The following is a 26,401-nucleotide window of genomic DNA, read 5'->3' on the forward strand; positions in this document are numbered from 1 at the left end:
GGGCAGTTCGTAATTTCAGGTCGAAAATATATAGTTTTTTCAGGCACAATTCGATCTTTTGGACGCATTAGAAACCCCTGTTATTAAAGTAATGGTTACCTAATTACTTCGATAAACAGGGGGCGAAAACCTTTAGTCGTATAGTTATTCCGCTGTAGAAAAAAAAGAATTCCCCTCACTGTAAACTGGTACCCATACACTAAACACTTTTTTTGAAGTGTCCAGTGTATGGGTACCAGTTTAACTTCCCCGCGCCTATTTTTGTGTTTTTCTATGAGGACAGAAGCTCCTGTGAACGTTGTAAAAAATTGAGGGCTCAAACGATAAATGTGAGGATATGTTTAGTAATTGGATCTCAATTGTTTATGGTAGATAAGGTCCAGCTCAAGATTGAGAAGTCAAAAATATATAATAACTTGGATATCCTCGATGACCGGGAGAAGGAAGTAGTGGTTGGCCGTTTCGGTCTCCGAAGCCGGCGGCGAGGAGCGGACGCTGATGAAGCTGTATCATGAGTTTTATAACCAGAAGCGTAGGTGAAACGAAATATGAAAAGTGGCTTTCTGTATGGCAGGCCTTTTTGGTTTTTCTGCCTTCGAGGTAACTTAGAGCCGCCTCACTCTGCGGGTAGGAGCGCGGCACGATGGAATGTCGTATAAAGGGCAGAATGTGTCGTTCTTCGGGTAGTAGGGGCAGTTTCATTTATTTATGATGAAAGCAGAAAGGGGGTTCCGTTAGATAGGGTCAATTACAAACCCAGATCGCTTATATGAATGGTCATAGCAGATAAAAGGAGTATAAAGAATGGCTTATAATAGTATGGTTGTCCGATTGGAGTTAATCAGGGTGTATTTTACTGAAGTAGCGTCAGCTATAGGAAGAGCTGGTGGAGATATCCTATCGATTGATGTTATTCGCTCAGGACCGGAATCATCAGTCCGCGACATCACAATCGATGTGCGAGATGCACAGGAAACGCAAATGATCGCGTCCCTTAAAGCAATAGAAGGCACTCGAATCATCAATGTTTCTGACCGGACGTTCCTTGCTCATATTGGAGGGAAAATATCGGTTGAGTCTAAAATTCCGGTGAAAAACAGGGATGATTTGTCCAGAGTTTATACGCCTGGAGTGGCCCGTGTTTGCTCCGCTATTCATGAGGATCAACAAAAGGCTTATTCTTTGTCCATTAAACGAAATACGGTGGCCGTAGTTACGGACGGTACATCAGTTTTGGGTCTTGGAGATATTGGTCCTTATGCGGCGGCGCCTGTTATGGAAGGTAAGGCGATGTTGTTTAAACAATTAGGTGAGGTAGATGCATTTCCGATTTGTCTCGATACGACCGATACCGAAGAGATCATTCGAACGGTCAAGGCTATCAGTCCCATTTTTGGCGGGATTAATCTGGAGGACATAAGCTCTCCACGATGTTTTGAGATTGAAACGCGATTGACGGAGGAACTGGACATCCCTGTTTTTCACGATGATCAACATGGTACCGCCGTTGTGGTCATCGCAGGGCTTCTCAATGCCCTAAAGGTTGTTGGCAAACGGATGGATCAGGTTCGTGTGGTTGTGAACGGCATTGGTGCCGCCGGGGTATCCATATGCAAAATGCTGCTGAACGCAGGGGTTAAACGGCTTGTTCCGGTGGATAAGGAAGGAGCCATCGTTCGGGGGGGAACCTACTCGCATCCGATGTGGCAATGGCTTGCCAGACAACCCGAAGTGGAGACCAAGCAAGGTAGCTTGAAGGAGGTTCTTCCGGACGCTGATGTATTTATCGGGGTCTCGAGGGGAGGGCTGCTAACGACGTCTGACATTAAAAAAATGGCGCCGGACAGTATAGTATTCGCCATGGCCAATCCTAGTCCGGAGATCGCGCCAGATGAGGCTCTACCACATGTGCGCGTATTTGCAACTGGACGGAGTGACTACCCGAATCAAATTAATAATGTCCTGGTATTCCCGGGAATTTTTCGAGGTGCCCTGGATTGTCAGGCTCGATCTATTAACGAACCGATGAAACTGGCGGCGGCACGAGCTATCGCTTCTGTGGTAACCCCGTCTGAGTTAAATGAGCAATATATTATTCCAAGCATCTTTAATGAGCTGGTCGTTGCCAAAGTAAGACACGCGGTTATCGAAGCGGCTATTATTACTGGTGCCGCTCGACGTGTTCCTACCGATTTTCGATGAAAGTGAGAAAACATCATCATAGTCGTCATAACGTCATAAATAGTCGTCTTTCGGGTAGGGCAAAACCGGTGGATGCGTTATGCTTGGGGAGGAGACAGGGGTATGACAATCATCAACAGACTGCATGTTGATCGAGACATGAATCCCAGGGTCGCATTATATCTGGTCAGCAGTAGTTCTTTGCTAAGCGGATTTGCCCAATTTTCCTATAATCCGATCCTGCCCCAAGTGCAGCAAGAGCTACAGACTTCACTCTATTGGGTCAACATGACCGTAACGGTCTTCACTGTGGCCATGGCGATGATGCAGCTGGTTTTTGGCGTAATTGCCGATCGGAAAGGGAGACGGTCTGTCCTGTTAGTAGGGATGTGCGTATTTGTCTTGGCCTCGTTTGGGGCAGCCATCGCTCACTCCGTTATGACTCTGATCCTTTATCGCATGCTTCAAGGTGTGGGCGCCGCCGCGATCCCGGTAGTCACCGCAGCAGTAATCGGGGACCTGTTTGAAGGGGATCAACGGACAAAAGCTATGGGGAATTACCAGCTAATCATGGCTTTATCACCGGCAATAGGTCCGCTGATCGGCGGAATCATAGGCGCCAGCTTTGGATATTGGGGCATTTTCTTATTCATTGCCATGGCAGGACTTTTGATGCTATCGGCTAATTTTGTTTGGCTTAAAGAGAGCAAGTCCACTAATCAAAAGTCCCAAGGTTCTCCGGTAAAAAGATTCAAGGCGGTTCTCCAAGAACGTAAAAGTACAGCAGTGATGCTGATTGGGGGGGCTCAAGCCTTTTCGTCCAGCATTGTAATGGTCTTTATCCCGAATATTTTCCATGATCATTTCGCTCTAAGTCCTGCAATAACCGGGTTATCGTTCTTTCTCATGTCTTTGTCTTTCATGATTAGCGTCAAAATGGCTGAGTTTCTTGAACAGAGATGGGGAATTGCAAAATCATTTATTTTCGGCTGTTGGATGAACGTTGTCTCGCTTATTCTTTTCTCATTGCTTGTGGCGTCGTCGCCGTCGATTGCAATTATGCTGTTTTGTTTCTATGGCGTAACCTACGCTTTGGCCATGCCGCCTGCAATCACGATTTTAACCGGACTCTTTCCGGAGGATCGCGCTACTGCAGTCGCTGTGTACAATGTTTGCCGTAATATAGGAATGGCATTAGGACCCCTGGCTGGAGCTATGTTTTATATGACCAATTCTACGTTTGTATTATTTGGCGCCACAGCTCTCATTTACGGAGTAAGCGTTGGCTTTAGTAGCGTCACCCCGGATAACGTAAAGCGACTACAAGTCAGACAGTAGAAGCTGCTTGTGGGATTATAATCAATGGAGGGATTCATAGTGAAAAAAGTAAAAGCAGGTATAGTCGGTTGTGGCGTAATCAGTGGGATTTACTTAAAAAACTGCAGCTCATTCGATTTGCTGGAAATAGCGGCAGTTGCAGATATTGATTTGGAACGCGCACAAGCAAAAGCACAGGAGTTCGGAGTGCCAAAAGCATGCTCGGTCGAGGAACTGCTCCAAGATCCGGAAATTGAGATTGTTATTAATCTAACCATTCCGGCGGCGCACGCTGAGATTTGCCTCGCGGCACTTGAAGCGGGGAAGCATGTGTATACGGAAAAGCCGCTGGCGGTGAACATGGAGGATGGTAAGCGAATCCTCGAGCTAGCCAACCGCAAGGCGCTTCGTGTTGGCGTAGCGCCCGATACCGTACTGGGCGGCGGCATCCAAACAAGCCGCAAGCTGATCGATGACGGGTGGATCGGTACGCCGGTAGCCGCAACCGCCTTCATGATGTCCGGCGGCCCAGAAAGATGGCATCCGAACCCGGAGTTTCTTTATGAAATCGGTGCCGGTCCGATGTTCGATATGGGGCCTTACTACTTGTCTGCATTCATAACGCTGCTTGGGCCGATTCACCGGGTTACCGCCTCCGCAGCCATTTCCTTTCCGGAACGGACGATTACAAGCGAGGCGCGGTATGGACAAAAGATCAAGGTGCAGACGCCGACCCATATCGCGGGTGTGCTTGATTTTGTCAGCGGTCCGATTGCAACGCTAATCACCAGCTTTGATATTAAAGGCGGGTCTAATTTGCCACGCATAGAAATTTACGGCAGCAAAGGTACTCTTTCAGTGCCCGATCCGAATACATTTGGCGGTCCGGTTAGGATCAGGTTAGCCGGCAACGACGCGGAATGGAAAGAAGTTCCGATTGTGCATGGACATACGGAAAACTCACGCGGACTCGGGATCCTTGACATGGCTCGCGCGATTCGGACGGGAGAGCCGCACCGCGCCAATGGCGAAATTGGCTATCAGGTGCTCGAGGCATTGCACGGATTCCATATTGCATCCAGCGAGAACAAGCATTATATCATGCAAGGAACATGCGAACGGCCGCCCGCTATGCCCATCCCAGCGTTTTAAGGATAACGGGCTTCGTCGAAAACAGCTGTAAGTCTTCGTTTCAACCGAAAACAGCCTCCTAATTTTTAATTCCCGGGGGCTTTTTCCATTTTTTGAGTTTGAATAGTAAGTTATTTAGGTTAGCTTGCTATGGTATAATTTAATGGCTAGTTTGCTACATGAGGTGAAGGATATGTACCGGTTGCTTATTGTGGATGACGAAATCCATGCAGCTCACGGCATTGAAATAGGGATCAATTGGGCGAATTTGGGGATTTCGAATGTGTATGTCGCCTATAACATCCGACAAGCTATGGAGATTTTCTTCAATCACGCGATCGATCTCATGATATGTGATATTGAAATGCCGCAGGGGAACGGTCTGGAATTGCTCGCTTGGGTCAAAGAGCATTACGCCTCGACCGAGACTTTGTTTTTGACATGTCATGCGGATTTCGATTATGCAAAACAAGCGTTGCAGCTCGGAAGCTTCGACTATTTGCTAAAGCCTGTTCGATACAAGGAACTAGAGAGCGTTGTCATGAAGGCCATCGAGAAAGTGAAGGCAGAACGGGAAGCGGACAAGTTTACCGAGACCTTAAAGCATTATTACGAGCTGTGGTCCAAGCATCATCCGCTGCTTGTGGAGCGTTTCTGGTTTGATTTGATTCATCATGCGGTTTCCTTGCATCCGGAGCAAATTTTGGAAATGATCCAAACACGGAATATTCCATATCATCCCAATTCTCAATTTGTTCCTATTCTGATTGCCATCCATGAATGGAGTAAAGAGATTACGAATCGTGAACGAAAAATTTTGGAGTATGCACTTCGCAATGCTGCTGAGCACAGCTTTCAATTGGATGGGGTACAGGGGCTTACACTTCAACTGTCCGAACGGCATTTCATTGCCTTATTTCCGGCAGGACATCCGCTTCTTGACCACCCCAGTACGAGCTTGATCCAAGAGCTATCGACATATATTTCAAATTGTGAAACCTATTTTTATTCGAAACTGTCCTGTTATGTTGGTATACGTACGGATATGCGGGAGATTCACCATGCTGTTGAGGATTTAATCCGGCTGGATACGGATAATGTTGCCAAATCAAAGCAAGTCTACCGTATAGATGAGCCTGCCATACTGCCGAAAGCGGTTGCATTGCCAAATGTCAGCCATTGGTTGGAACTGCTCAAGCAAGGTGCGAAGTTGCCTTTGATTTCTGAGATCCACCATTATCTGGAGGACTTGAAGCAAGGAGAAAGCAGTGCTATCCAACTTCAGGAATTTTTCCATGACTTCATGCAAATGGTCTATCATGTTCTTCAGCTGAAGGGACTGCAAGCTCACCGTATTTTTACGGAAAGCATGTCCCCCGTTCAAGTGGCGAATGCTACGCGTTCCATCTCTGCCCTGAAAGAATGGTCCAGCCAGATTATTGACAGGGCCGCCCAATTCATTCGATCGGTTGAGGAATCTCAGAGTGTAATCGATCGTGTAAGAAGGTTTATTAAGGAAAATATTAAACAGGATTTGTCCAGGGACGATATCTCAGAGCATGTCTTCTTAAGTCCGGATTATTTATCGAGGCTGTTTAAGAAAGAGACGGGGATATCGCTGAACGATTATATGATTGAGGAACGATTCAAATACGCTAAAGAGCTGCTGATCAGCACGGATATGCCCATTAGCAGTATCGCCGCTGCCATCGGCTACACCAACTTCTCGCACTTCTCTAAAATGTTTAAACGCGTTACGAACATGAATCCATTAGAGTTTCGGAAAAAATGTAAGAATGGATGAGACGCCATAATGCTGCTGAGAAGCAGATTTATGGCGTCTTTTTCTGCGTAAGCACGTTGGATGAACGCTGTTTTCGTATCCCGTTTAAACGGCATTAAAGGTCAGGTTTTGGGTAGAGCGTCTGTGGGATTCGTTATACAATGGCCATAGGCATTCATCAAATTCTTATACAGTTGGAGGAGTAACTATGGCTCTATCTATGGGATTACAGTTGTTTTCCGTTAAAAATGCACTCAAACAAGATTTTAAAGGCACTTTGGAGAGAGTTGCAGAGATCGGCTATAAAAATTTGGAGGTGGTTATTCGCAAGACAGAAGAGGGATTAAGTCTTGGTGGAGACATTTCTCCTGCGGAAATGAAACGATTGCTGGATCAGCTCGGAATGAGGGCTGTCGGCTGTCATACACGAGTAAACGAGGAGACGGATTGGGATCGGATGATCGAGGCCAATCATGAGATCGGTAGCACGGCTATTGGCTGCTCGATTGCCTTCTTTTCCAATAAACAGGATGTCCTTGATTTTAGTGCTAGGTTCAACAAATACGGAGAAATTTGCAATCGAAACGGCATTGACCTCTATTATCACAATCACTTTCAAGAGTTTCAGGTATTTGAGGGACAGACGGTCATGGACATTATGCTTGAGAACACTGAGCGTGATTTCGTCAAATTCGAATTTGATACCTACTGGGCGGTAAGAGGGGGCGTCGATCCCATCGCTTGGCTGCAGAAATTGGGCAGCCGTTGTGAAATGCTTCATCAGAAGGATTTACCGGCAGCGGCTCAGCCGGTCAATTGGTTCGATGTTTTTGGCGCTGATAGCCGTATTACGATTGATGAGTTGTATAAGACGCAGGATGCGGCACACTTTACCGAAGTAGGGGAAGGGACACTGAACATTCCCGCAATCATTCAAGCGGCACGCAGCATTGGCTCCGCGAAGTATATGTTCGTGGAGCAGGATGTTACCGCGAGGGATGAACTGGAAGGGATCGCAATCAGCTACAAAAACTTGTCCAGGCTTTTGGAAGGATAGGTACAAAGAGACGCGCTGCGTCTCTTTTTTTGCACTTTGAGAATATTGGAGGACGATCATCCGATGTCGTGAAAACGGTATTTCAGGTCGGGTTTCGAGTGGAGAGGCATGATGATTTGCCCTACAATTACAGTAGTAAGAGCTTCTGAAATGCATAAGGGAGAGGTTAATTATGAGCATATCCATTGGCTTGCAGGTGTTCTCCGTAAGAAAAGAGCTGGCAAAGGATTTTTGGGGTACATTGGAAAAGGTCGCGGTAATCGGGTATGAAAATATTGAATTCGCTAATCATGCCGCAGATAAGGACCCTGGCGTAGGCTTTAACATCGCTGCGGACGTGTTAAAGAAGCGGATGGACGAACTTGGGTTAAAGACGGTGGCGGCCCACGTACATCCGATGAGCGTCGACATCATGGAAAATGTGATTGATTACCATCAAGCGATCGGCAATAAATCGATCGTATGCGGCATCGGCTTCTGGAAAAACAGAGACGAGGTGCTTGAATTTAGCAAGTATTTAAATAAAATCGGTGAAATTTGCAGAAAAAGAGATATGGATTTTTATTATCACAATCACTTTATGGAATTCCAGAAGTTCGATGGTCAATATGTCATGGATACCATTCTTGAGCATACGGAAAAAGAGCTGGTTAAAATCGAGCTTGATACGTATTGGGCCATTCGGGGCGGAATCAATCCGATCGAATATTTGCGAAAGCTTGGAGACCGGTGTGACCTCGTCCATCAGAAAGACTTGACACCGGAAGCCGTGCCTGCGAATATATTCGAAACGATAGGGGAAGACTGCGAGATTGGGCCGGCTAAAATGCGCGAATTCTCCAAGGTAGAATATTTTACTGAGGTCGGAGAAGGGACCATTGACATTAAGTCAATTATTACCGAGATGAAAAGCATCGGAGCCGCTAAATATTTAATTCTCGAGCAGGATCATTCGGCAAGGAATGAACTCGAAAGTATCGCAATCAGCTATAAAAATCTAAAACGGCTATTAAGCGACAACTAGTGAGGCAGGACTTTCAGGAAGGAAGATCCAGTATGAATGAATTGGCAGTTGAAGCGAAGAGTGCTGTTGAGTTCAAAGTAGCCAAGAAGATAAACCGTGTTAAAATGTTCAGACGCTACCTCCCATTATTCATCATGGTACTGCCAGGATTTCTTTATTTACTCATCAATAACTATTTGCCTATGCTGGGAGTTTTAATTGCTTTCAAAGATATCAACTATACTAAAGGGATCTTAGACAGCGATTGGATCGGCTTCAAAAACTTTGAATTCCTTTTCAAAACCAGCGACGCATTAATTATTACCAGAAATACGCTGTTATATAATTTGGCCTTTATTTTCGTCAATTTCTCGGCGGCGATTGCGATTGCGATTTTGCTAAATGAATTAAAATCGAAGTTTGCTTCACGGTTTTATCAAAGTGTTGTTCTTCTTCCTTACTTAATTTCCACCGTTATTGTGGGCTATCTAGTGTTTTCATTGCTCAGTATGGAAAATGGTTTTGTGAACAAAACGATTCTCCCAATGCTTGGGCACGAGGCGATCCCATGGTATAGCGATCCGAAATATTGGCCTTACATTTTAGTTCTTGTCAGCGCTTGGAAGGGTGCAGGATATTTTTGTGTCATCTTTCTAGCAGCGATTATCGGCATTGATCATGAATACTACGAGGCGGCTAAAATCGATGGAGCTAACAAATGGCAGCAAATCAGCCAAATCACGATTCCCTTGATTAAACCGGTAATCATCATCATGACATTGATTGCTGTAGGCAAAATATTTCATTCCGACTTCGGATTGTTTTATCAAGTTCCGCTTGACGCAGGTGCACTGCTTCCGACGACCAATGTGATAGATACTTACGTTTATCGTTCATTGCTGACGCTTGGAGATATTGGAATGTCCTCTGCAGCAGGGATGTACCAATCGGTTGTCGGATTTTTACTGGTGTTGATTTCAAACTTTATTGTACGAAGAATTAGTAAAGAAAACGCCTTATTTTAACCGGGAGTGGTTGCCTATGGCCAGAAAACAAAATGCTTCTCAGTGGGCCCTTCATATTATCTTTATCATCTTGACGGCAGCAAGCTTGCTTCCATTTTTGTTGTTAGTTACAGCATCCATTACTGACGAAAATGAAATTATTCGAAGCGGGTATTCCTTTTTTCCAAAACATATTAGCTTCGCGTCGTATCTCTATCTCTTCAATGAAGCTGAAGCGATTGTACGGGCTTATGGAATCTCAATCTTAGTTACAGTGTCCGGGACGATCGTTGGCCTGGCCATGACCATACTTTTCGCCTATCCCATTTCTCGAAGAGATATGCCTTTCCGAAACAGCTTATCATTCTATGTGTTTTTTACTCTTCTTTTTAATGGAGGGCTCGTCCCCACCTACTTAGTGTATACTCAATTATTTGATCTGAAGAACACGATCTTTGCTTTATTGCTACCGTACTTGTTATTAAACGGATTTTACGTCCTGGTAACGAAAACCTTTTTCACCAACTCGATCCCTGTGCCGGTCATTGAATCCGCTTATATGGATGGTGCAGGAGAATTCAGAACCTTCTTCCAGATTGTCATGCCCCTGTCACTACCTATTATGGCGACGATCGGATTGTTTCAGGTCATTCATTACTGGAATGATTGGTTTAACGGGTTGATCTTTATTACCGATAGCAAGCTGTACAGTTTGCAGTTTCTACTTAACAAGATTTTGCTGGACATTCAGTTTTTAAACTCCTCTGATTTAGGAGGGAATCAAGCGGAAATGATCGCCTCACTTCCCAAAGAAGGTGTTCGTATGGCGATGGCCGTCATCGGGATCATTCCTCTGTTGGTGGCATACCCGTTTTTTCAGAAATATTTTGTCAAAGGACTTACGATTGGGGCAGTCAAAGGGTAGGTAGCTTCGGTCGATGTCGGGTACCATAAAAGAACACAGGAGGGGTAATTAAATGAGACTGAACAAGAAACATGTATCTACGGCTTTAATCGGATCTTTGGCCTTATCCGTAGCACTTACAGGATGTTCCTCGAACAAACCGCAAGCAAACAATTCCAACTCTTCAGGTAAGACTCAAGGAGTAGAAGCCAAAGCAGAATTACCGCCTTATGAATTAACGGTGGCCTTCTTTACTGTAAGCTCACAAAATAAGGGCATACCGGCCGTTGAAGAACAGCTGAATAAATTAACTAAAGCAAAAATCAATACGACTGTTAAACTAGTGCCGATCAGCTATGGGTCCTACGATCAGCAAATGAACTTGATGATGGCCGGCAATGAGAAGCTTGATTTATTTGTGACCGAGGCGAAAAACTATGGAACGCAGGTGGGGCAAGGAAGGCTGCTACCTCTGGATGATTTGATCGATAAACAGGCCCCTAATATTAAAAAGGCTGTTGATCCCATGTATTTAGAAGCCGCCCGGGTGAATGGGAAAATTTACGGGATTACCAGTATCCGGGATCTTGCTGCCAATCGGGGACTAGTCATGCGGAAGGATCTTGTGGATAAATATAAAATCGATTTAACCAAGATTAAGACTTATAACGACTTGGACTTGGTTTTCCAGACCATTAAAGATAATGAGCCTGGTATGACGCCTCTGGTCGGTTATACGCCTAAAAATCCACCAGCGGCCAGCTTTGTCTATAAAGATTTCGATAATTTGGATAACAACATGGGTGTTATTAATCTCAAGGATGATAATTTAAAAGTAGTAAATCTGTATGAAACCAAGGAATATGCCGGTTACCTGGATACTGTTAGAAGATGGTATAACGCCGGGTTTATGGCCAAGGATGTCGCGACAACGAAAGACAATGCCAACGATTTAGTCAAGGCGAACCGCGCATTCTCGTTCTTTACCAGCATGAAGCCGGGCTATGAATCGCAAGCAAGCCGTTCGATCGGTAAGGAAATGGTTTCCGTCGAAATTGCACCTGCAACGACGCTGACAAACAACATTACAAAGTTTATGTGGTCCATTGCAAAAAACTCCAAGGATCCAAGCAGGGCCATGATGTTCCTAGACTTACTGTACTCGGATAAAGAAATTATTAATTTACTGGATTGGGGCATTGAAGGAAAAGATTATGTAAAAGCAGGAGACAATATGATCGACTATCCGAGCGGAGTTAATGCCACAAGCGTCGAATACGGATTAAATCTGAACTGGCTTTTCGGAAACTCCTTCATATCTTACGTCTTTAAACCGGACCCGGCAGATCTTTGGGATCGGATGGGGAAATTCAACAAAGAAGCGGCAAAGTCTAAAGCGCTTGGCTTTACTTTCGATGTCACACCGGTTAAAACGGAGGTTGCAACGGTGACGAATGTTATCAATCAATATCAAATTGGTTTGGAAACAGGTACATTGGATCCCCAAAAGGAGCTTCCGGATTATATTAAAAAACTGAAAGACGCCGGAATGGATAAGGTCATTGCAGAGAAGCAGAAGCAGCTGGACGAATGGAAAAAAACACGTAAATAAAACGAATCCATTCAGTCCGTGAACAATCGTTCATGGACTGAATCGTTAAATCAAACTTATAAGGATAGGTGGGCTTACTCTAATGATCAATTATCAAATGATTTCCGATATTATGGAGCAAAAAAAAATTTCAGTAACTGAAATAAGCGATAAGATTTGGGAGCTTGCTGAAACCCGATATAAGGAATTTCAGTCTGCGGATGCTTTAGGTAGCGTGCTCGAAGCTGAGGGCTTTCATGTTGAACGGCAGGCCGGCGGAATGGAGACCGCTGTAGTAGGCAGCTACGGAAGTGGGAAGCCTGTCATTGCCATTTTAGGGGAATTTGACGCCTTAAATGGAATGAGCCAAGAAGCGGGAGCTACCGAGAAAAAAGCCATAACAACAGATGGAAACGGCCACGGCTGTGGACACAACTTATTGGGGGCAGGATCACTCGCAGCTGCCATTGCTGTTCGGCATTACATGGAACGCAGCGGGCTGGAGGGTACGGTGCGTTATTATGGCTGCCCAGCGGAAGAGGGAGGCGGCGGTAAAGCGTATATGGTCAGAGCCGGGCTCTTTGGCGACGTTGACATCGCATTAACCTGGCATCCATGGGACGAGAACCTTGCTTATAACTGCAGGATGCTGGCTACATGTGAGGTTTATTTTAAATTCAAAGGGGTGAGCTCCCATGCTGCCTTCTCCCCGCATTTAGGACGAAGCGCTTTGGATGCAGTGGAATTAATGAATGTGGGGGCTAATTTTTTAAGAGAACACATGATTCCTGAAGCAAGGCTGCATTATGCGATAACGAATGCCGGCGGATTTGCGCCAAACGTTGTTCAGGCCGAAGCTGAAGTTTTATATAAAATACGAGCACCTAAGATGCATCAGGTTAAAGAATTACTTGATCGGGTATCCGATATTGCCCGAGGAGCCGCATTGATGACAGGAACAAGCATGGAGTCTCAATTTTTTTCCGCTTCTGCAGACCTGATTCCGAACATCACCTTGGGCTCATTGCTGAATAATCAATTTATGCAAGTCGGTGCGGAAACGTATACGCAAGATGAGATCGATTTTGCCAAGGCTATTCAGGCTACGTTCTCAGAAGGCGAGAAAAAAGTGATTCAATCGAGACATGCAGCCCCCCTTGCGGATAAGGTTACCCCCTTTTCCGTAGAAACGGGCTTTGTCCCGGCCTCAACGGATGTTGGAGATGTAAGCTGGATTGTTCCTACCGGACAAATTTATGCGGCAACCTGTGCGACAGGAACTATGCTTCATACCTGGCAGATGGTGGCTCAAGGAAAATCATCTATTGCACACAAAGGGCTCTTGCTTGCCGGAAAAGTCATGGCATCATCCGCGATAGAATTACTGCAAAACCCTGAACTAATCAAACAAGCAAAAGCGGAACACCAGGAGCGATTGGGCGGCGAAAGGTACGTTTCTCTTATTCCACCGGAAAGGAATCCCCCATCAACAAAACGAGTATCGGTAGAGGTGTAGCCATTCAAGCGGCAGGCTGGCAGCTTCATGAAAGGAGAACTCATGGATTCATGGATAAGATTAAAGCAGCCATTATTGGTACCGGATTCATCGGTCCGACTCACCTAGAGGCGATTCGAAGATTAGGCTTTGTAGAGGTCGTGGCCTTGGTCGAATCCAATCAGGCCAAAGCGGACAAAAAAGCTGCCGAGCTTGGGATTCCCAAGGCTTACGGTGACTATCGGGAGATGCTACAGGACCCTGAAATACAGGTAGTTCATAATTGTACACCTAATCATCTTCATTTTCAGATTAACAAAGACATTATTTTGGCCGGAAAGCATGTCTTATCTGAAAAACCGTTGGCTGTTTCAAACGAGGAGTCGGCGGAGCTTCTCAGACTAGTCCAAGATCGCGGTGTGGTGCATGGAGTCAACTTCAACTACAGACAGTTCCCTATCATAAGACAGCTGAAATCGATGGTTCAATATGATGAAATGGGTAAAGTGAATTTGCTTCATGGCAGTTATCTACAGGATTGGCTGCTCTATGAAACGGACTATAACTGGCGGTTAGCTCCTGAGACCGGCGGAAAATCAAGAGCGGTTGCAGATATCGGGTCCCATTGGTGCGATACGGTTCAATACGTGACCGGAAAAAAGATTACGGAGGTATTCGCTGATTTGTCAACCGTGATCCCTGTCAGGAAAAAAGCCATGCATCAAGCTCCTACTGATGAGAGCCACCAAAGTCAAACGGATACACAATATGAAGAGATTCCGATACAAACGGAGGATTACGCATCGGTTTTGCTTCGATTTGAGGATGGGTCAAAGGGGGTTTTTACGGTTTCCCAAGTTAGCGCCGGCCGAAAAAACAGGCTTAGCTTCGAATTGAACGGCAGCCGCAAATCGGCCTTTTGGAATCAAGAAGAGCCGGAGAAGCTATGGATAGGCTATCAAGATAAAGCCAATGAAGTTCTATTGGCAGATCCGTCATTATTTATTCCGGAAGCGCGTTCATCGATTCATCACCCGGGAGGACATAACGAAGGCTGGCCAGACGGCTTGAAAAATATGATGCTGCATTTCTATTCCTACATCCGGGCAGGTAAAAAACCATTGCAGGATGAATCGGAATTTGCAACCTTTGAGGACGGGCATTTATCCATGTGTATCACCGAGGCTATTTTGGAAAGTAACGAAAAGGGCGTTTGGGTTAAGGTGCAAACAAGAGCTGGATGATCAAGGGCCCGCTCCCTATATGGGATGCGGGTTATTTTAACAACTAATGCTGTTTTTTGTCAGCAGGATCCGTGATATAATTCCGAATCATAGCAGCTAGTCTTGATCATGGGGGTCAGCAATATGCGCATCGTTAGTAAGGAGCTTCTCAAGTCGCTGCGGTTTCGAATCGGATTGACTTTTCTTCTCATTTTTTTGCCCTTGATGGCTTTAATGATATATAACAGTGTCTATGCAGGGAAGGTTGTTCGTGAACAGGTCGCTCAGTCCAATAAAAATTTGGTTTCCCTGTATTTGGGGCAAATCGACCGCTCCTTGGAAGAAGCCGACGATTATTTATACAAAATGGCAGCGCAAGAGACGGATCTGATCGTGTTGGATCAGCCCAATACTTTCGAAACGTCTCGTTATCAGCTGGCCAGACTTCGATTGTCCAACAAAATCTCCGCCGATATTAACAATTTCAAGCAGATGGATACATTTTTCATTTATTCCTCATCCAATGATGATTTTCTAATGGGGCCTAATGTTTCCATGAGCTTTGATGAGCGGACTGAAGCAAGGAAGCTGCTTTCGAATATGCTTCAGGGCGCAGTAGACTCGGTTTGCTTGAGTAGCTGGTGCGTCCGGAAAATAGATGAGGCTTATTTTCTTTGCCATATTGTTAAGATGAACGGTGTGTATTTAGGTGCTTGGGTAAACGTCGAGCGACTGATGGTTCCAATGAATCTGATCGATCTCGGGGAAACAGGCATATCAGTTTTACGCTCGGGGAGCACCGAGCCTACGAATCATACTCGGTTTATAAAGGAAAATGGCATTGATCTTGCACTTGATAGTGATGCTCTATACAAAATAACCGGTACAAGGATTAAGTTTTTAGTGGTTGGAGATCACTCCCATAAGGGAGATTTTAGTCTGATGGTATTGATGCCGGATAATCGAGTAGTTGAGAACTTGCCGCTCATTCAGAGAATTGTATCGCTTGTCCCGATCGGGTTCGTGATGCTCTTGCTTGTTTTCCTGCTCATTTTGCGGGGATTGATTCTTCGCCCGGTTAACCGCATGGTAAAGGCGATGCGAAGAATCAAGGAAGGGAACTGGGATGCGCAAATTCCGACCTATCCGGCATCCACTGAGTTTGAAGTGATGCACACTACGTTTAATGAAATGGTTTCCCAAATTCAAAAGCTGAAGATTGACGTGTACGAGGAACAACTGAACAACCAAAGGGCGGAACTCAAGCATTTGCAGCTACAAATCAATCCTCATTTTTTCTTGAACTCACTCAATATAGTTTATCATCTCGCTCAGGCCAAAAAATACGAATTAATTCAAGAGATGTCGCTGAGCTTAGTAGAATATTTCCGGTTCATGTTTCGTAGTAACCTAACGTTCGTTTCCCTAAAGGATGAAATCAAGCATACTCAAAACTATCTCAATATCCAGCTTTTGCGTTTTCCGAGGCATCTCACCTACGAGATTGAAGAAGTGGAAGCATTCGAGAATACGAAGGTTCCGCCGCTTGTCGTACAAACGTTTGTTGAGAATACGATTAAGCATTCGGTTACTACAGACGACCCCATACAGATACGGATCATGATTCAATCAGTAACAGTAAACGGCGGAGATGGCATAAGAATCCGGATCAGTGATACGGGAAAGGGGTTTCCCGATGACGTTCTGCACCTGCTGCAGTCTGATCAGGATCTGATTAAGGAGAACGGTGAACACGTCGGCATTTGGAATGTAAAGCGAAGACTTTATCTATTATATAAGGACCAAGCTCGAATCACGTTTATGAACGCTCCGGAGGGTGGGGCTGTTGTGGAAATTGTACTGCCTTGTTTAATTGATTAAGGAGAGTATTAAGGCAACATTACATTAGTTCGTGTCTACATTGTCAATACGATATGAACACGAACTAATGTTATTTTAATGCTAAGTGTTGTTAAATTAACTACCCTTTTGGGGACCTGAAGGCAGAAAAGAGATATGACGTCCACAAAACCAGATATGGACGTAATCGTGTCGGTTTCACTCAGGAGCAGGCGGCCGGAGCTATCCAGTAACATAGTACCGTACCTCGCTCCTTCACCAAGCCTACACTAAAACGTAGTGGCCAAATGACGGAATAACCGATGGTATTAGCACTAATTATTGATGCAGTTATTGATGCAATACTAAATGATGGATCATCTGCAGAGGGTCGAATTTCGAATAGTGCCGGTAGAGCACGAAGCACCAATTATTTTATTAATTCGACTTGTACATTAAAAAAAGAATCCCCCTCACTGATCGAAATTAGTTGGGGGTGCAGAGATCTTATCCAATCCACTATCTTTTTGAGAAGACATCAGAAAACTGAGGTTTGTCAGGCTGTCGAAAAAGTCTCTCGATAGCCTTTTTTATAACCATAAATTTAATACGACACCGCGTTAATATGATATAATTGAGTTACTACTTACGAACGGATGGTGCTTGTTATGCTTCGCTCTAGCCGCGATAAACAACAAAATTACGAGTTGGTCTCCATCGAGGAGTTGGTCCCTGCCGATCACTTACTTCGAAAGATTGATAAGCACATTGACTTCACTTTCATTGATGAGAAAGTTCGTCATCTTTATTCCCAGGACAATGGTCGCCCCGCTATTGATCCTCTTGTTCTTTTCAAAATGATTTTTCTTGGTTACTTTTACGGGATTCGTTCAGAGCGGCAGTTGGAGCGCGAAATTCAGACAAACTGGCCGCCTCATTGGTGTACCCAGAAAGGTGGGTAATGCAAGTGGACAAGCTTATCGAGTTACTGAAGAATCACCTCGGAATGAAAGGCAGAAAAAGCGATATAGGAACTAGGCTCAGCGCCATAAAGAAAGTGCTTGACTTCTGATGACGTTTCTAGGTCGAGAAAACCACTCTTTGCTAATAATTCTCGCTTGCCGAGAAGAATTCGAGAAATCTAGCCGGGCAGATCATGATCGTGGTGTCCTATTTGCCATATTCTTAAATTTCCTCACTTCAAAGTTAAAAAACAGCCATACAAACCAGTTTCAGCGTGTTGAAAAAAAACAAAATCATGCGATATAGAGGAGTAGGTTGACAGGTTGTGAATACTATTAATCTTAATAAAATTAGTAAGATTAATAGTATTAATAAGTTCATCTAATCAATGAACAACCGTTTGAATTCATCTGCATAGTAATAGATTTTTCACTAACATTGATTACAAATTTATTATTGGATTGGCAATGGGTTGCTTTGAGAATAAAGTGACGGGAGGGCTCACAAGCGGCAGCGCGCACGCGCCTCAACCAATAATAATGCGTTTTTAGGATTAATGTCATGATCAGCACACCACGCAGATGTTTGATCACTACTACGACATTCTCGGACAATCTCAGTCCATTTGTTTAATCGATACTGGTTAGTAACTTCCCTGGTATTCAACTCTAGACCTCCCTTTGGAGTTTTTCGATCGAAGTCGAAAAACTCTACAAACTCCAATTAAGGGAATTGTCTCAAAGACTAAGGGAGGTTACTATACACTAACTTATTAGACGCTTACTTTTTTCATGTTCAAGTCTCAGTTCTTCATATGATAAACTAATCTTAGAACGATTGTATACCGGAGGAAATATGAAGGATCTTGAAAGAAAGCTTGAGCTTGCTTTGAGAGAAATAGAACGATTGAAACAAGAGAATCATCAATTGAAGCATAAGCTTGCTAATTTTTCAAAAGATAAGTTTGAATCAACTAGTTCAATATATCCTCCTGTATCTAATGATACTTTTATGATAAAGGATGATATCGCCAAGATAGAACCTGAAGAGGGCACCGTCCATAATTACTCTACTCCGAGAGAAAAGATTGCTTTATTTCGGAGTCTATTTCGTGGTCGTGAAGACGTATATCCAAATAGGTGGGAGAGCAAAACAGGGAAATCGGGGTACTCACCGGCGTGTAAGAACGAATGGTCATTTGTATGTAAGAAGCCTCAAGTCAAATGTTCAGATTGCTCTCATAGAGAGTTTCTTCCTATAACTGACGACATTATATCTAATCATCTCGATGCAAAGATAAATCGGACTATCGGAGTTTACCCGATGCTCGAAGACGAAACGTGCTGGTTTCTAGCCATTGATTTTGATAAAAATAATTGGAAGCAGGATGCTGCTGCTGTTATGGATACATGCAGAAAACTACAGGTGCCTGCTGCATTGGAACGCTCCCGTTCAGGAAATGGGGGGCATATATGGATATTTTTTGACCGGCCACTTGAGGCAAGTTTGGCTCGGAAATTTGGATCTGTTCTTTTAACCAAGACGATGGAAAACAGATACGAGCTTGGTCTGGATTCCTACGACCGATTATTCCCTAATCAAGATACGCTGCCGAAAGGGGGCTTCGGCAACTTGATAGCTCTACCTATGCAAGGAGGCCCTCGGAAAGAAGGGAATAGTGTTTTCGTAGACGAGAATTTTACCCCTTATGAAGATCAGTGGAGTTTTTTATCTGGTTTAAGGAAAATGACCTTATCTCAGGTTGAGGGCAAAGTACATGAAGTTACAAGGGATGGAAAAGTTCTTAACGTCGGTATTTGGGATGAGGTAATGGATGAGGACAAACCATGGGAAAAACAGCAGCTTGACTTTGAGGAAGTACGAGTTGATATCTTACTACCGTCGAAGGTGCATCTCATCCTTTCAAATATGATATATATTGAGAAGAATGGCTTGTCAGCATGGATGATTAACCAAATCGGGCGGCTTGCATCTTTTCAAAATCCAGACTTTTATAAAACTCAAGCTATGCGTTTACCTACGTTTGGAAAACCCCGTGTAATTGGCTGTGCTGAGGATTTTTCTAAACATATTGCGCTGCCTAGAGGTTGTCTCCAAATGGTTTCAAATTTGTTTGAGAAATATGGTGTGGAATTATCAATTGCTGATGAGAGAAACAAAGGAATAGAAGTGGACGTGAATTTTACTGGTCAACTTTCAATTCTACAGGATGCCGCGGCTAGGTCGATCCTAGCTCATGACACGGGGATTCTTTCCGCTACAACTGCTTTTGGGAAAACGGTGGTGGGAGCTTCCATAATCGCTTCTAGAAAAGTGAACACGTTAGTTTTGGTGCATCGCCGTGAGTTAATGGACCAGTGGAAGGAAAGATTAAGTACTTTTCTAGATATAGGTACAAAAAATATTGGTGCTATTGGGGGCGGAAAGGAAAAACGGACGGGTATTATCGATATAGCTGTCATTCAAAGCTTAAACAATAAAGGTCAAATTAAGGATTACTTAACGGACTACGGACAGATCATTGTGGACGAGTGTCATCATGTTTCGGCATTTAGTTTTGAACAAGTACTGAAAAAGGCCAATGCCAAATATGTCGTTGGTCTGACGGCTACTCCAACACGGCAGGATGGGCAGCAACCTATTGTACTTATGCAGTGCGGTCCTATTCGAACTAGAATTGATGCGAAGTCTCAAGCTTTTGCAAGAGGATTTGAACATAAAGTATTGCCAAGGTATACATCTTTTCAACTACCTTCTCAAATGGCGAACGCCTCAATACAGACTGTCTATCAGTTACTGGTAGATGATGAGAAAAGGAATGAGCTAATATTTGATGATTTGTTAAAGTGTTTAGATCAAGGAAGATCTCCAATTTTATTGGCAGAGCGAACAGCTCATGTTGAATATTTCGAAAAGAAACTGGAAAAGTTCGCGAAAAACGTGATTGTATTACGTGGGGGGATGGGTAAAAAGCAGCGAGAGGCACTCCGGCAGCGGATAGCAAGCATACCTGATACGGAAGAGCGAGTCTTTATAGCTACCGGCAAATTGATTGGAGAGGGTTTCGACGATGCTAGGCTAGATACGTTATTTTTAGTTCATCCGATCTCTTGGAAAGGGAGCTTGCAGCAATACGCAGGGAGATTACACCGATCACATGTAAACAAACAAGATGTGCAGATTTATGATTATGTCGATATCCAGGTGCCACTTCTCATGAGCATGTATAGGAAGAGAGTAAAGGGCTATCGTGGCATGGGATATAGCGGTATGGAATTGTAAAGGGGCAGAATAATTTTCATATATGAAAGGGAAGAGATTCAATATGACCAAGCTTTCACTTCCAGAGCTTAAAAAGCAATTAAAAACGTATAAAGCTGAAGAGCTAGTCTCCATTATTATCGATTGTTATAAATCTAGTGCGGAAGTAAAGAAATACATTCACATGATGCTGGAGCCTGAAAGTACGGAAAATCAGTTGTTTGATGAAGCAAAGAAGAAAATATTGAACCAGTTTTATCCTAATCGCGGTGAACCCAAGATTAAATTGGCGGAAGCTAAGAAGGCAATTTCCGAGTTCACCAAGCTTAGCAATAATCTAGCCAGAACGATAGAATTAATGATTTATTACGTAGAGTTGGGGGTGGAGTTTACTAACGATTATGGTGATATGTATGAATCATATTATTATAGTATGGCTTCCATGTATCAAAATGTTTTAAATAAAATTAATGATAGCGGCAGCGGTTTATATCATGTATTTCAGGATAGGCTAAGGGCAATTGTTCGAAATACGAGAGGGGTTGGTTGGGGATTTCATGATCAACTAGCTGATTTGTTTTACAATTTTGCCGTAGTGTATGAGGAAGATCCAGAGGTGGGTTAACTCGAACATATCAGAGCACTGGGTTCCCATTAACAGTGCTCATTTATATTACCCTGTTTTAGCTAATCCAGAATTTAATATTGAGATCTACAACTTAATATAATAGAGCGGAGCGTACTCATGCCTACTTACAACAAATTAGTTCGAGATCTAATCCCGGAAATAATTGCACGGGAAGGAAAAACCTATAACACTCGGATCCTAGATGAGTTCGAATATCGCCTCGAACTTCGTACTAAATTAGCTGAAGAGCTAAATGAATATCTTGAGGCTGTCGATAACACCAGTGCAATGGAGGAATTATCCGACATACTCGAATTACTTCATGCATTGACAGCTATACATGGCTCGACAGTCGAGCAACTTGAACTGATTCGCTCAACTAAAGCGGTGAAGCGGGGAGGGTTTAAGGAAAGAATCTTCTTGATTGATGTTCAAGATACGTGAATGTTATTACTGTAATGTTTAGCCCAAAGGGATTTATTACGCGAAGTAAAGAGGACTAAAGGAGCAACTCTAAATTTAATTTAATATTGTCCATAAAAGAGGGATTCTGGTATTTTTGTAGAAAAATAATATTACACCTCAGATCCAAGGACAAAAAGTGTTAACTTCGATTTCCGCCATATTCTAAATGAAGGACGCGTTAATGTTCTGTAAAGGGGCATTAATACGCGTCTTTTTTATGCTTTAATTATTGAATTTCAGTTAGAGTGGAACCAAGATAAGGGATCACTTGGTATAAGAGCTGAGTCGAATTAGAATTGCAATGTGCAAATTTTAATATAAAAGTGGAGGCATGCAATGAACTATTTCCTGGGAATTATTACACTTATTTTTGTTATCATCGGTGTGTATCTGATATTGAAACGAAAATTCTCCAATGATTCGGGATCGAATGTTACTGATTCGTTATCTTGACCCGAAATTGACGAAGACTACTGTCAGATGGTTGACCGTTGATCTGACCGTTAGGGATATAGCAACGGGAAGACAGAGATGTAATATCTCTACTTCCCGAACATTTCAGATCTCTACTTGATAGGTGTCCTTCTTTCTTAAATTAAACCGAGCTTCTCGCATTATCACGTACCAGTCCCGATCTAACTCGATCCTACACGGTATCCCTTTGTCACCTATGCGTATTTCTAACCACTCACCGCAATTGAGCTCGTATAACCATCCATTTATATGGACCTCCCAGCGTCCCGACGCACGACTATACATCATTGTTCTCCACTGGCGTTTCATAGCAACTCACCTTGTATGACGTGTTTCACCATATGATCGTCAATAATACGACGTCTGTTCTGTGCACCATAAATAAGGCTGTGGGTACACACTTTGTTGATGAGCCGAGCGGACCCGCTGGAGAAGCGGTAAATTTCATCGACAGCTCCATCAGAGAAGATATCGTGCTGGACGCCGGCATATGCGAGATGACGCTTTATGTATGCTCCGGACTGTGCCCGGTCAAGATGTGGCAACTTGCACTGCAGGTCGATTCGTTGGCGAATAGCGGCGTAAGCTTGCAGACGAAGTCTGTCCCAGAGTTCGCTTTGTCCAACCAGGATAAGTGCCATGGGACTTTGCGCGTCCATCTTGAAGTTCAGCAGGAACCGTACTTCTTCGAGCATTTCTCGATCTAGCAGATGGGCCTCGTCCACGACCACAACCGGTTGAAGCTGATAAATTCCACGCATAAGCTCAATCTCTCGGTGCAACTGTCGCTTGGCGTCCCCACGGTAGAACTTCGACTCGCAACCGAGTTGCTCGAGCATTCCTTTATAGAAGTGGCGAGGTGTGAGTTTGGAGTCTGACAGGTACAGAATCTTATACTTTGCTGCATCTAGCGCCGTTGTAAACCGGCGAATCGTTGTCGTTTTTCCTGTTCCACAATCACCGGTGATAACGGCAAAGAGTTGACGCTCCGCGGCATATTCCAGCCTGCCCAGTGTTTCTTCCAACATAACGGATTCGTAGAGTTCTTCAGTAGGGATATCCCGTGAAAACGGTGTGCGACCAAGCTCATAGAACGATTCAAACATCTGCATTCACCTCTTTCGGGACTGACCGGTAGGAGACGGCAGGGGCTTGCAGTTCTTGGCGTTCTTGATGTTTCTGATTGGCTCCCCTCAGAAGACGTGAGGTGTCCACCGGTTCTTTTTGTATATGTTCCGGCAACGTCGGACGCTTCCCGGATCGTTCGCCAATGACTAGCTCTCGGGCCTTCCAGGGGGAATGTCCCTCGTATTCGATCGTCACCTCTATAATGTCGGCGGGATCATAGACCACTTGAACCGTTCGTCCGATAAACAGGATTCCAACCTCGTATTTCTTGCCCATGAAGCTAATGCAGCCGGCCTTGTCAACCTTCCGATTTTCACAGTGGAGAAACGCGTTTGCGAGAATCTCCGGCTTCACGAAGCGTAGAATTTTCGTATCGCTCCGAAATACCGTCTCCGGGCTCTTCTCCTCTAAAGCAGAGTGTGGTTTGTTCTGATGGCATTCCGAAAGCCATACCTGAAACCATGCGTTCAGTTGATCCAGTGATTGCGGCTTCTCGAGTTGAACCTCATTCAGAAATCCTTGCACGATACCGTTTAATCGCTCTACTTTGCCTTTAGATTCGGGCGAATAGGGCTTGGCAAAAAGAAGACGGATGCCCAGCTTGGAGCATGCTCGATTCATCCATTTTGTTCGATACTGTTTCCCATTGTCGAAGTAAACGGCTTCCGGAACCCCGTATTTTTCGATAGCTTTGCGGAAACAATCTTCGACGATGGCCTGCTCGAGTGACTCGTAGAACGCCCCGTGAAGCACGAAACGCGTTGCGTCATCCACGAATAGTACTAGATAAACCTGCTTGCTCACACCATCCGGTCCAATGGGTAGAAAGGGGCCATATTTGATGTCGCTCTGCCACATACCATTACGGTGACGTTTTTGAAAGCGTCGGGCAGCCACGCCGCTACTTGCATACATCCGCATCTGCCTGGAGCTATACCCACGCGCTGCAAGTTTTTCTTGTAGAGTGCTACGTTTGAGTTGCCCACGCCGGGCTTTTCCTTCCCATTCAAGGATCTGTATAATTTGGCTCACACTGCGACTAGGAACTTCACGTCGTAGGAGGACCGCCTCTTCCAGCAGCTCCACCGGGATAGCATCTGTCGTAGATTTTTTAGCTTTGGCCTTCGGTCTGAGCCCGCTGAATCCATCTTGCCGATACTGTGCCAAATACCGTCGCAAGGTTCGCTCGGACAAGCCCGTCTGCTCACAAATTGCCGCTTTAATTTGACTGGCCTTAGCTGAATCCAATCCAGCGGCCAAAAGCGGCGACAACAACTGCATTCGCAACACTGCAATTTCTTCCGCTTTTCGCTGATCTTTCAATGCTCATGCCTCCATTTTTATAGGGTTAACATGAGTCTAGCTCAGAGGGGCGCGGACAGGAATGCAGAACGGGTCTGTTACCCAAACATTTGAATTGGCAATGGGGCGGACAACTCTGGCCAGCCATCCGACGGCGTTGCCGACGAACCGTCCAAGGTAATGGAGTGCGGACTGGGAAGGAGTAGACGAATTCCTCACAGGCAAGTTGAAACGAATGGCGATGGATTGCAAACAGCCTGCTGCATACACGACCCAGGCGAAGAACCAACTCTTCCACCGGTAGATGGTAGATTCATCTGCTGCAACGTCCGTACGCTCCGGCTCCGATAATACACCTTCGATGCTTTCTGCAGCATAGCGTTTATATGGAACGAGAAGATCCGGTAATTCATGATGGATTCTCTCACACGCCTCGCAGTGAAGGCGACGAATGATGAGTTTTGCCCTTTCTCCACAACCTTTGTACCACACCCGTCGGCGGCTCCCTGCAACATTTAATTCGCCTCCACAGCACGGGCATGGAACAATTTCCGCACTCCTAACAAAAAACGCCGGTTTCTTGCTCCTTCTCATCCAGCGTAAACTTTGATACAATGACCATGTGTAGGTGGAAGACGTCTCCTGTGATACTGTTCCCGCAGTACCACATCTAAATGGAGGCGTCTTTTTCCTTTCTTGAATTGAATATCTGGTCATTATATCGGTCAGTATTCGGACAGGCATTAGCGTCAGCATTAGGACTTTATGGATTAGCGGAAACATAGAGGCAGAAGTTGTGCGAAAGGTATTTACACAAAGAAAGGACGGAAAGACTCTACAGGCTATCGCAGATTTTCTCAACTACAATAATACGCCCACTAAGCGAGGTGGCAAATGGAGTAAGGTTCACATCAAGGATATGTTAGAACGTGTGGAAATCTACAAGGGAAAGTACAAGCATGGTAATGTTATTACTGACGGTCAACACGAAGCCATCCTTTAATGGGGATGGTTTTGGTATTTAAAGGCACCTTCTTTTGGTGGGGGGATAATTTACATCCTTGTGTTTTAATTGAATAAAGCGAAGGGGCCATAGGTCTTTAACTTTCATCGCGCTGATAATGGTAAATCGCTATGTATATGGGGAAGGCATTGTTAAGTAATATTTAGATACAAGACGTATCGCTCATTGGTAATATGTAAATATAAGTTTCCAAAATATAAGAATATCAAAGAGCGTATTATTTTTTTGTGACGGTCGTTGTTTTAGCAGTTACATTTACTCGAATTCCAAGGCGTTTAAAAATGGACAAAAGGGCAACTTCCAAGCTATTATGGGAGAAATTTGGATGCCTTTAATGATTGCCTTTCAGACATAGTTCCAGATAATGAAGGCTTCGTATTGGTCTTCAAAAATTTTGATAAGTTCAATGCCAGATGCAAGGATATGGCATATCATTTGTTAGACATTATACAGGGTAATTCATGGAGGTTACTTGTAGGTAGTCAAAAAAAGCTAATAGCTTTTTTACATTCAAATGACCCACATTTGGATATTCAATCTGTAGGAGCATTGCGTGTTCTTTGGAATAACGAAGAATGGCTAAATAAGAGCAGAGGACTTTAATGAA

At 44.3% G+C, this 26,401-nt stretch carries 20 protein-coding genes and 3 pseudogenes; 19 read left to right on the forward strand and 4 right to left on the reverse strand.

Translation table 11 applies throughout. From position 1 onward, the window contains the following. Window positions 1-365 precede the first annotated feature (365 nt). From FPZ49_RS36870 to FPZ49_RS18950, 17 genes and pseudogenes are all read left to right on the forward strand, one after another. Window positions 366-540: pseudogene (locus FPZ49_RS36870) on the forward strand (RNA polymerase subunit sigma-70); the annotation flags it as partial. Between the two features lie 264 nt (window positions 541-804). Then, the gene (locus tag FPZ49_RS18870; protein ID WP_144849800.1) at window positions 805-2,202 is read left to right on the forward strand and encodes an NAD-dependent malic enzyme; all 1,398 of its coding nucleotides are present in this window, start codon (window positions 805-807) and stop codon (window positions 2,200-2,202) included. A 102-nt stretch (window positions 2,203-2,304) separates the two neighbouring features. Further along, window positions 2,305-3,519 (forward strand): MFS transporter, encoded by a 1,215-nt coding sequence (locus FPZ49_RS18875; protein WP_186445908.1) that lies wholly within the window; start codon window positions 2,305-2,307, stop codon window positions 3,517-3,519. 39 nt (window positions 3,520-3,558) lie between these two features. Beyond that, window positions 3,559-4,650, forward strand: coding sequence for a Gfo/Idh/MocA family protein (locus FPZ49_RS18880; protein ID WP_186445909.1), 1,092 nt, complete (start codon window positions 3,559-3,561; stop codon window positions 4,648-4,650). A 172-nt stretch (window positions 4,651-4,822) separates the two neighbouring features. Next, on the forward strand, window positions 4,823-6,433 hold the full coding sequence (locus FPZ49_RS18885; RefSeq protein WP_222429926.1) for a helix-turn-helix domain-containing protein: 1,611 nt from the start codon (window positions 4,823-4,825) through the stop codon (window positions 6,431-6,433). 187 nt (window positions 6,434-6,620) lie between these two features. Further along, a complete protein-coding gene (locus tag FPZ49_RS18890; protein WP_144849805.1) occupies window positions 6,621-7,469 on the forward strand; it encodes a sugar phosphate isomerase/epimerase family protein in 849 nt (282 codons plus the stop codon). 172 nt (window positions 7,470-7,641) lie between these two features. Continuing rightward, entirely contained in the window at window positions 7,642-8,493 is an 852-nt protein-coding gene (locus FPZ49_RS18895) for a sugar phosphate isomerase/epimerase family protein (RefSeq protein ID WP_144849807.1), read from the forward strand. 104 nt (window positions 8,494-8,597) lie between these two features. Beyond that, window positions 8,598-9,497 carry an ABC transporter permease gene (locus FPZ49_RS18900; protein WP_261381491.1) on the forward strand — a complete coding sequence of 300 codons (900 nt, stop codon included), beginning with the start codon at window positions 8,598-8,600 and terminating at the stop codon, window positions 9,495-9,497. A gap of 16 nt (window positions 9,498-9,513) precedes the next feature. After that, window positions 9,514-10,401 carry a carbohydrate ABC transporter permease gene (locus FPZ49_RS18905; protein ID WP_144849809.1) on the forward strand — a complete coding sequence of 296 codons (888 nt, stop codon included), beginning with the start codon at window positions 9,514-9,516 and terminating at the stop codon, window positions 10,399-10,401. 52 nt (window positions 10,402-10,453) lie between these two features. Further along, window positions 10,454-11,992, forward strand: coding sequence for an ABC transporter substrate-binding protein (locus FPZ49_RS18910; RefSeq protein WP_144849811.1), 1,539 nt, complete (start codon window positions 10,454-10,456; stop codon window positions 11,990-11,992). 82 nt (window positions 11,993-12,074) lie between these two features. Then, on the forward strand, window positions 12,075-13,487 hold the full coding sequence (locus tag FPZ49_RS18915; protein WP_144849813.1) for a M20 family metallopeptidase: 1,413 nt from the start codon (window positions 12,075-12,077) through the stop codon (window positions 13,485-13,487). 50 nt (window positions 13,488-13,537) lie between these two features. Next, entirely contained in the window at window positions 13,538-14,710 is a 1,173-nt protein-coding gene (locus tag FPZ49_RS18920) for a Gfo/Idh/MocA family protein (RefSeq protein WP_144849815.1), read from the forward strand. A 123-nt stretch (window positions 14,711-14,833) separates the two neighbouring features. Next, complete coding sequence (locus FPZ49_RS18925; protein WP_186445910.1) at window positions 14,834-16,570, forward strand: sensor histidine kinase; 1,737 nt, start codon at window positions 14,834-14,836, stop codon at window positions 16,568-16,570. A 626-nt stretch (window positions 16,571-17,196) separates the two neighbouring features. Then, a pseudogene (locus FPZ49_RS18930) lies at window positions 17,197-17,469 on the forward strand (transposase); the annotation flags it as partial. A gap of 877 nt (window positions 17,470-18,346) precedes the next feature. Then, complete coding sequence (locus FPZ49_RS18940) at window positions 18,347-20,794, forward strand: TOTE conflict system archaeo-eukaryotic primase domain-containing protein (protein ID WP_144849821.1); 2,448 nt, start codon at window positions 18,347-18,349, stop codon at window positions 20,792-20,794. A gap of 43 nt (window positions 20,795-20,837) precedes the next feature. Further along, entirely contained in the window at window positions 20,838-21,398 is a 561-nt protein-coding gene (locus tag FPZ49_RS18945; RefSeq protein ID WP_144849825.1) for a DUF6155 family protein, read from the forward strand. Window positions 21,399-21,518: 120 nt separating this feature from the next. Further along, on the forward strand, window positions 21,519-21,845 hold the full coding sequence (locus tag FPZ49_RS18950; protein ID WP_144849827.1) for a nucleoside triphosphate pyrophosphohydrolase: 327 nt from the start codon (window positions 21,519-21,521) through the stop codon (window positions 21,843-21,845). A 579-nt stretch (window positions 21,846-22,424) separates the two neighbouring features. On the opposite strand, the gene FPZ49_RS18955 is transcribed toward FPZ49_RS18950, so the two are convergent. Genes FPZ49_RS18955 through FPZ49_RS18970 form a run of 4 tightly spaced genes read right to left on the reverse strand, consistent with a single transcriptional unit; the run spans window position 22,425 to window position 25,262 of the window. Further along, window positions 22,425-22,649: a DUF5348 domain-containing protein gene (locus FPZ49_RS18955; protein WP_144849829.1), complete on the reverse strand. Its 225-nt coding sequence runs from the start codon at window positions 22,647-22,649 to the stop codon at window positions 22,425-22,427. Further along, on the reverse strand, window positions 22,646-23,446 hold the full coding sequence (locus FPZ49_RS18960; protein ID WP_144849831.1) for an ExeA family protein: 801 nt from the start codon (window positions 23,444-23,446) through the stop codon (window positions 22,646-22,648). Before FPZ49_RS18960 ends, FPZ49_RS18955 begins: the two co-directional genes overlap by 4 nt. Further along, window positions 23,439-24,791, reverse strand: coding sequence for a DDE-type integrase/transposase/recombinase (locus tag FPZ49_RS18965; RefSeq protein WP_144849833.1), 1,353 nt, complete (start codon window positions 24,789-24,791; stop codon window positions 23,439-23,441). Before FPZ49_RS18965 ends, FPZ49_RS18960 begins: the two co-directional genes overlap by 8 nt. A gap of 36 nt (window positions 24,792-24,827) precedes the next feature. Then, window positions 24,828-25,262, reverse strand: coding sequence for a DUF6431 domain-containing protein (locus FPZ49_RS18970; protein WP_261381487.1), 435 nt, complete (start codon window positions 25,260-25,262; stop codon window positions 24,828-24,830). 289 nt (window positions 25,263-25,551) lie between these two features. On the opposite strand from FPZ49_RS18970, the gene FPZ49_RS37500 reads away from it, so the two are divergent. Both FPZ49_RS37500 and FPZ49_RS18980 read left to right on the forward strand, forming a co-directional pair. Continuing rightward, window positions 25,552-25,773 (forward strand): recombinase family protein, encoded by a 222-nt coding sequence (locus tag FPZ49_RS37500; RefSeq protein ID WP_391563841.1) that lies wholly within the window; start codon window positions 25,552-25,554, stop codon window positions 25,771-25,773. A 327-nt stretch (window positions 25,774-26,100) separates the two neighbouring features. Continuing rightward, a pseudogene (locus FPZ49_RS18980) lies at window positions 26,101-26,397 on the forward strand (barstar family protein); the annotation flags it as partial. Window positions 26,398-26,401 lie beyond the last annotated feature (4 nt).

It is taken from the genome of Paenibacillus cremeus, from assembly GCF_007786445.1.
In the GTDB taxonomy this organism is placed as follows: Bacteria; Bacillota; Bacilli; order Paenibacillales; family NBRC-103111; genus Paenibacillus_G; species Paenibacillus_G cremeus.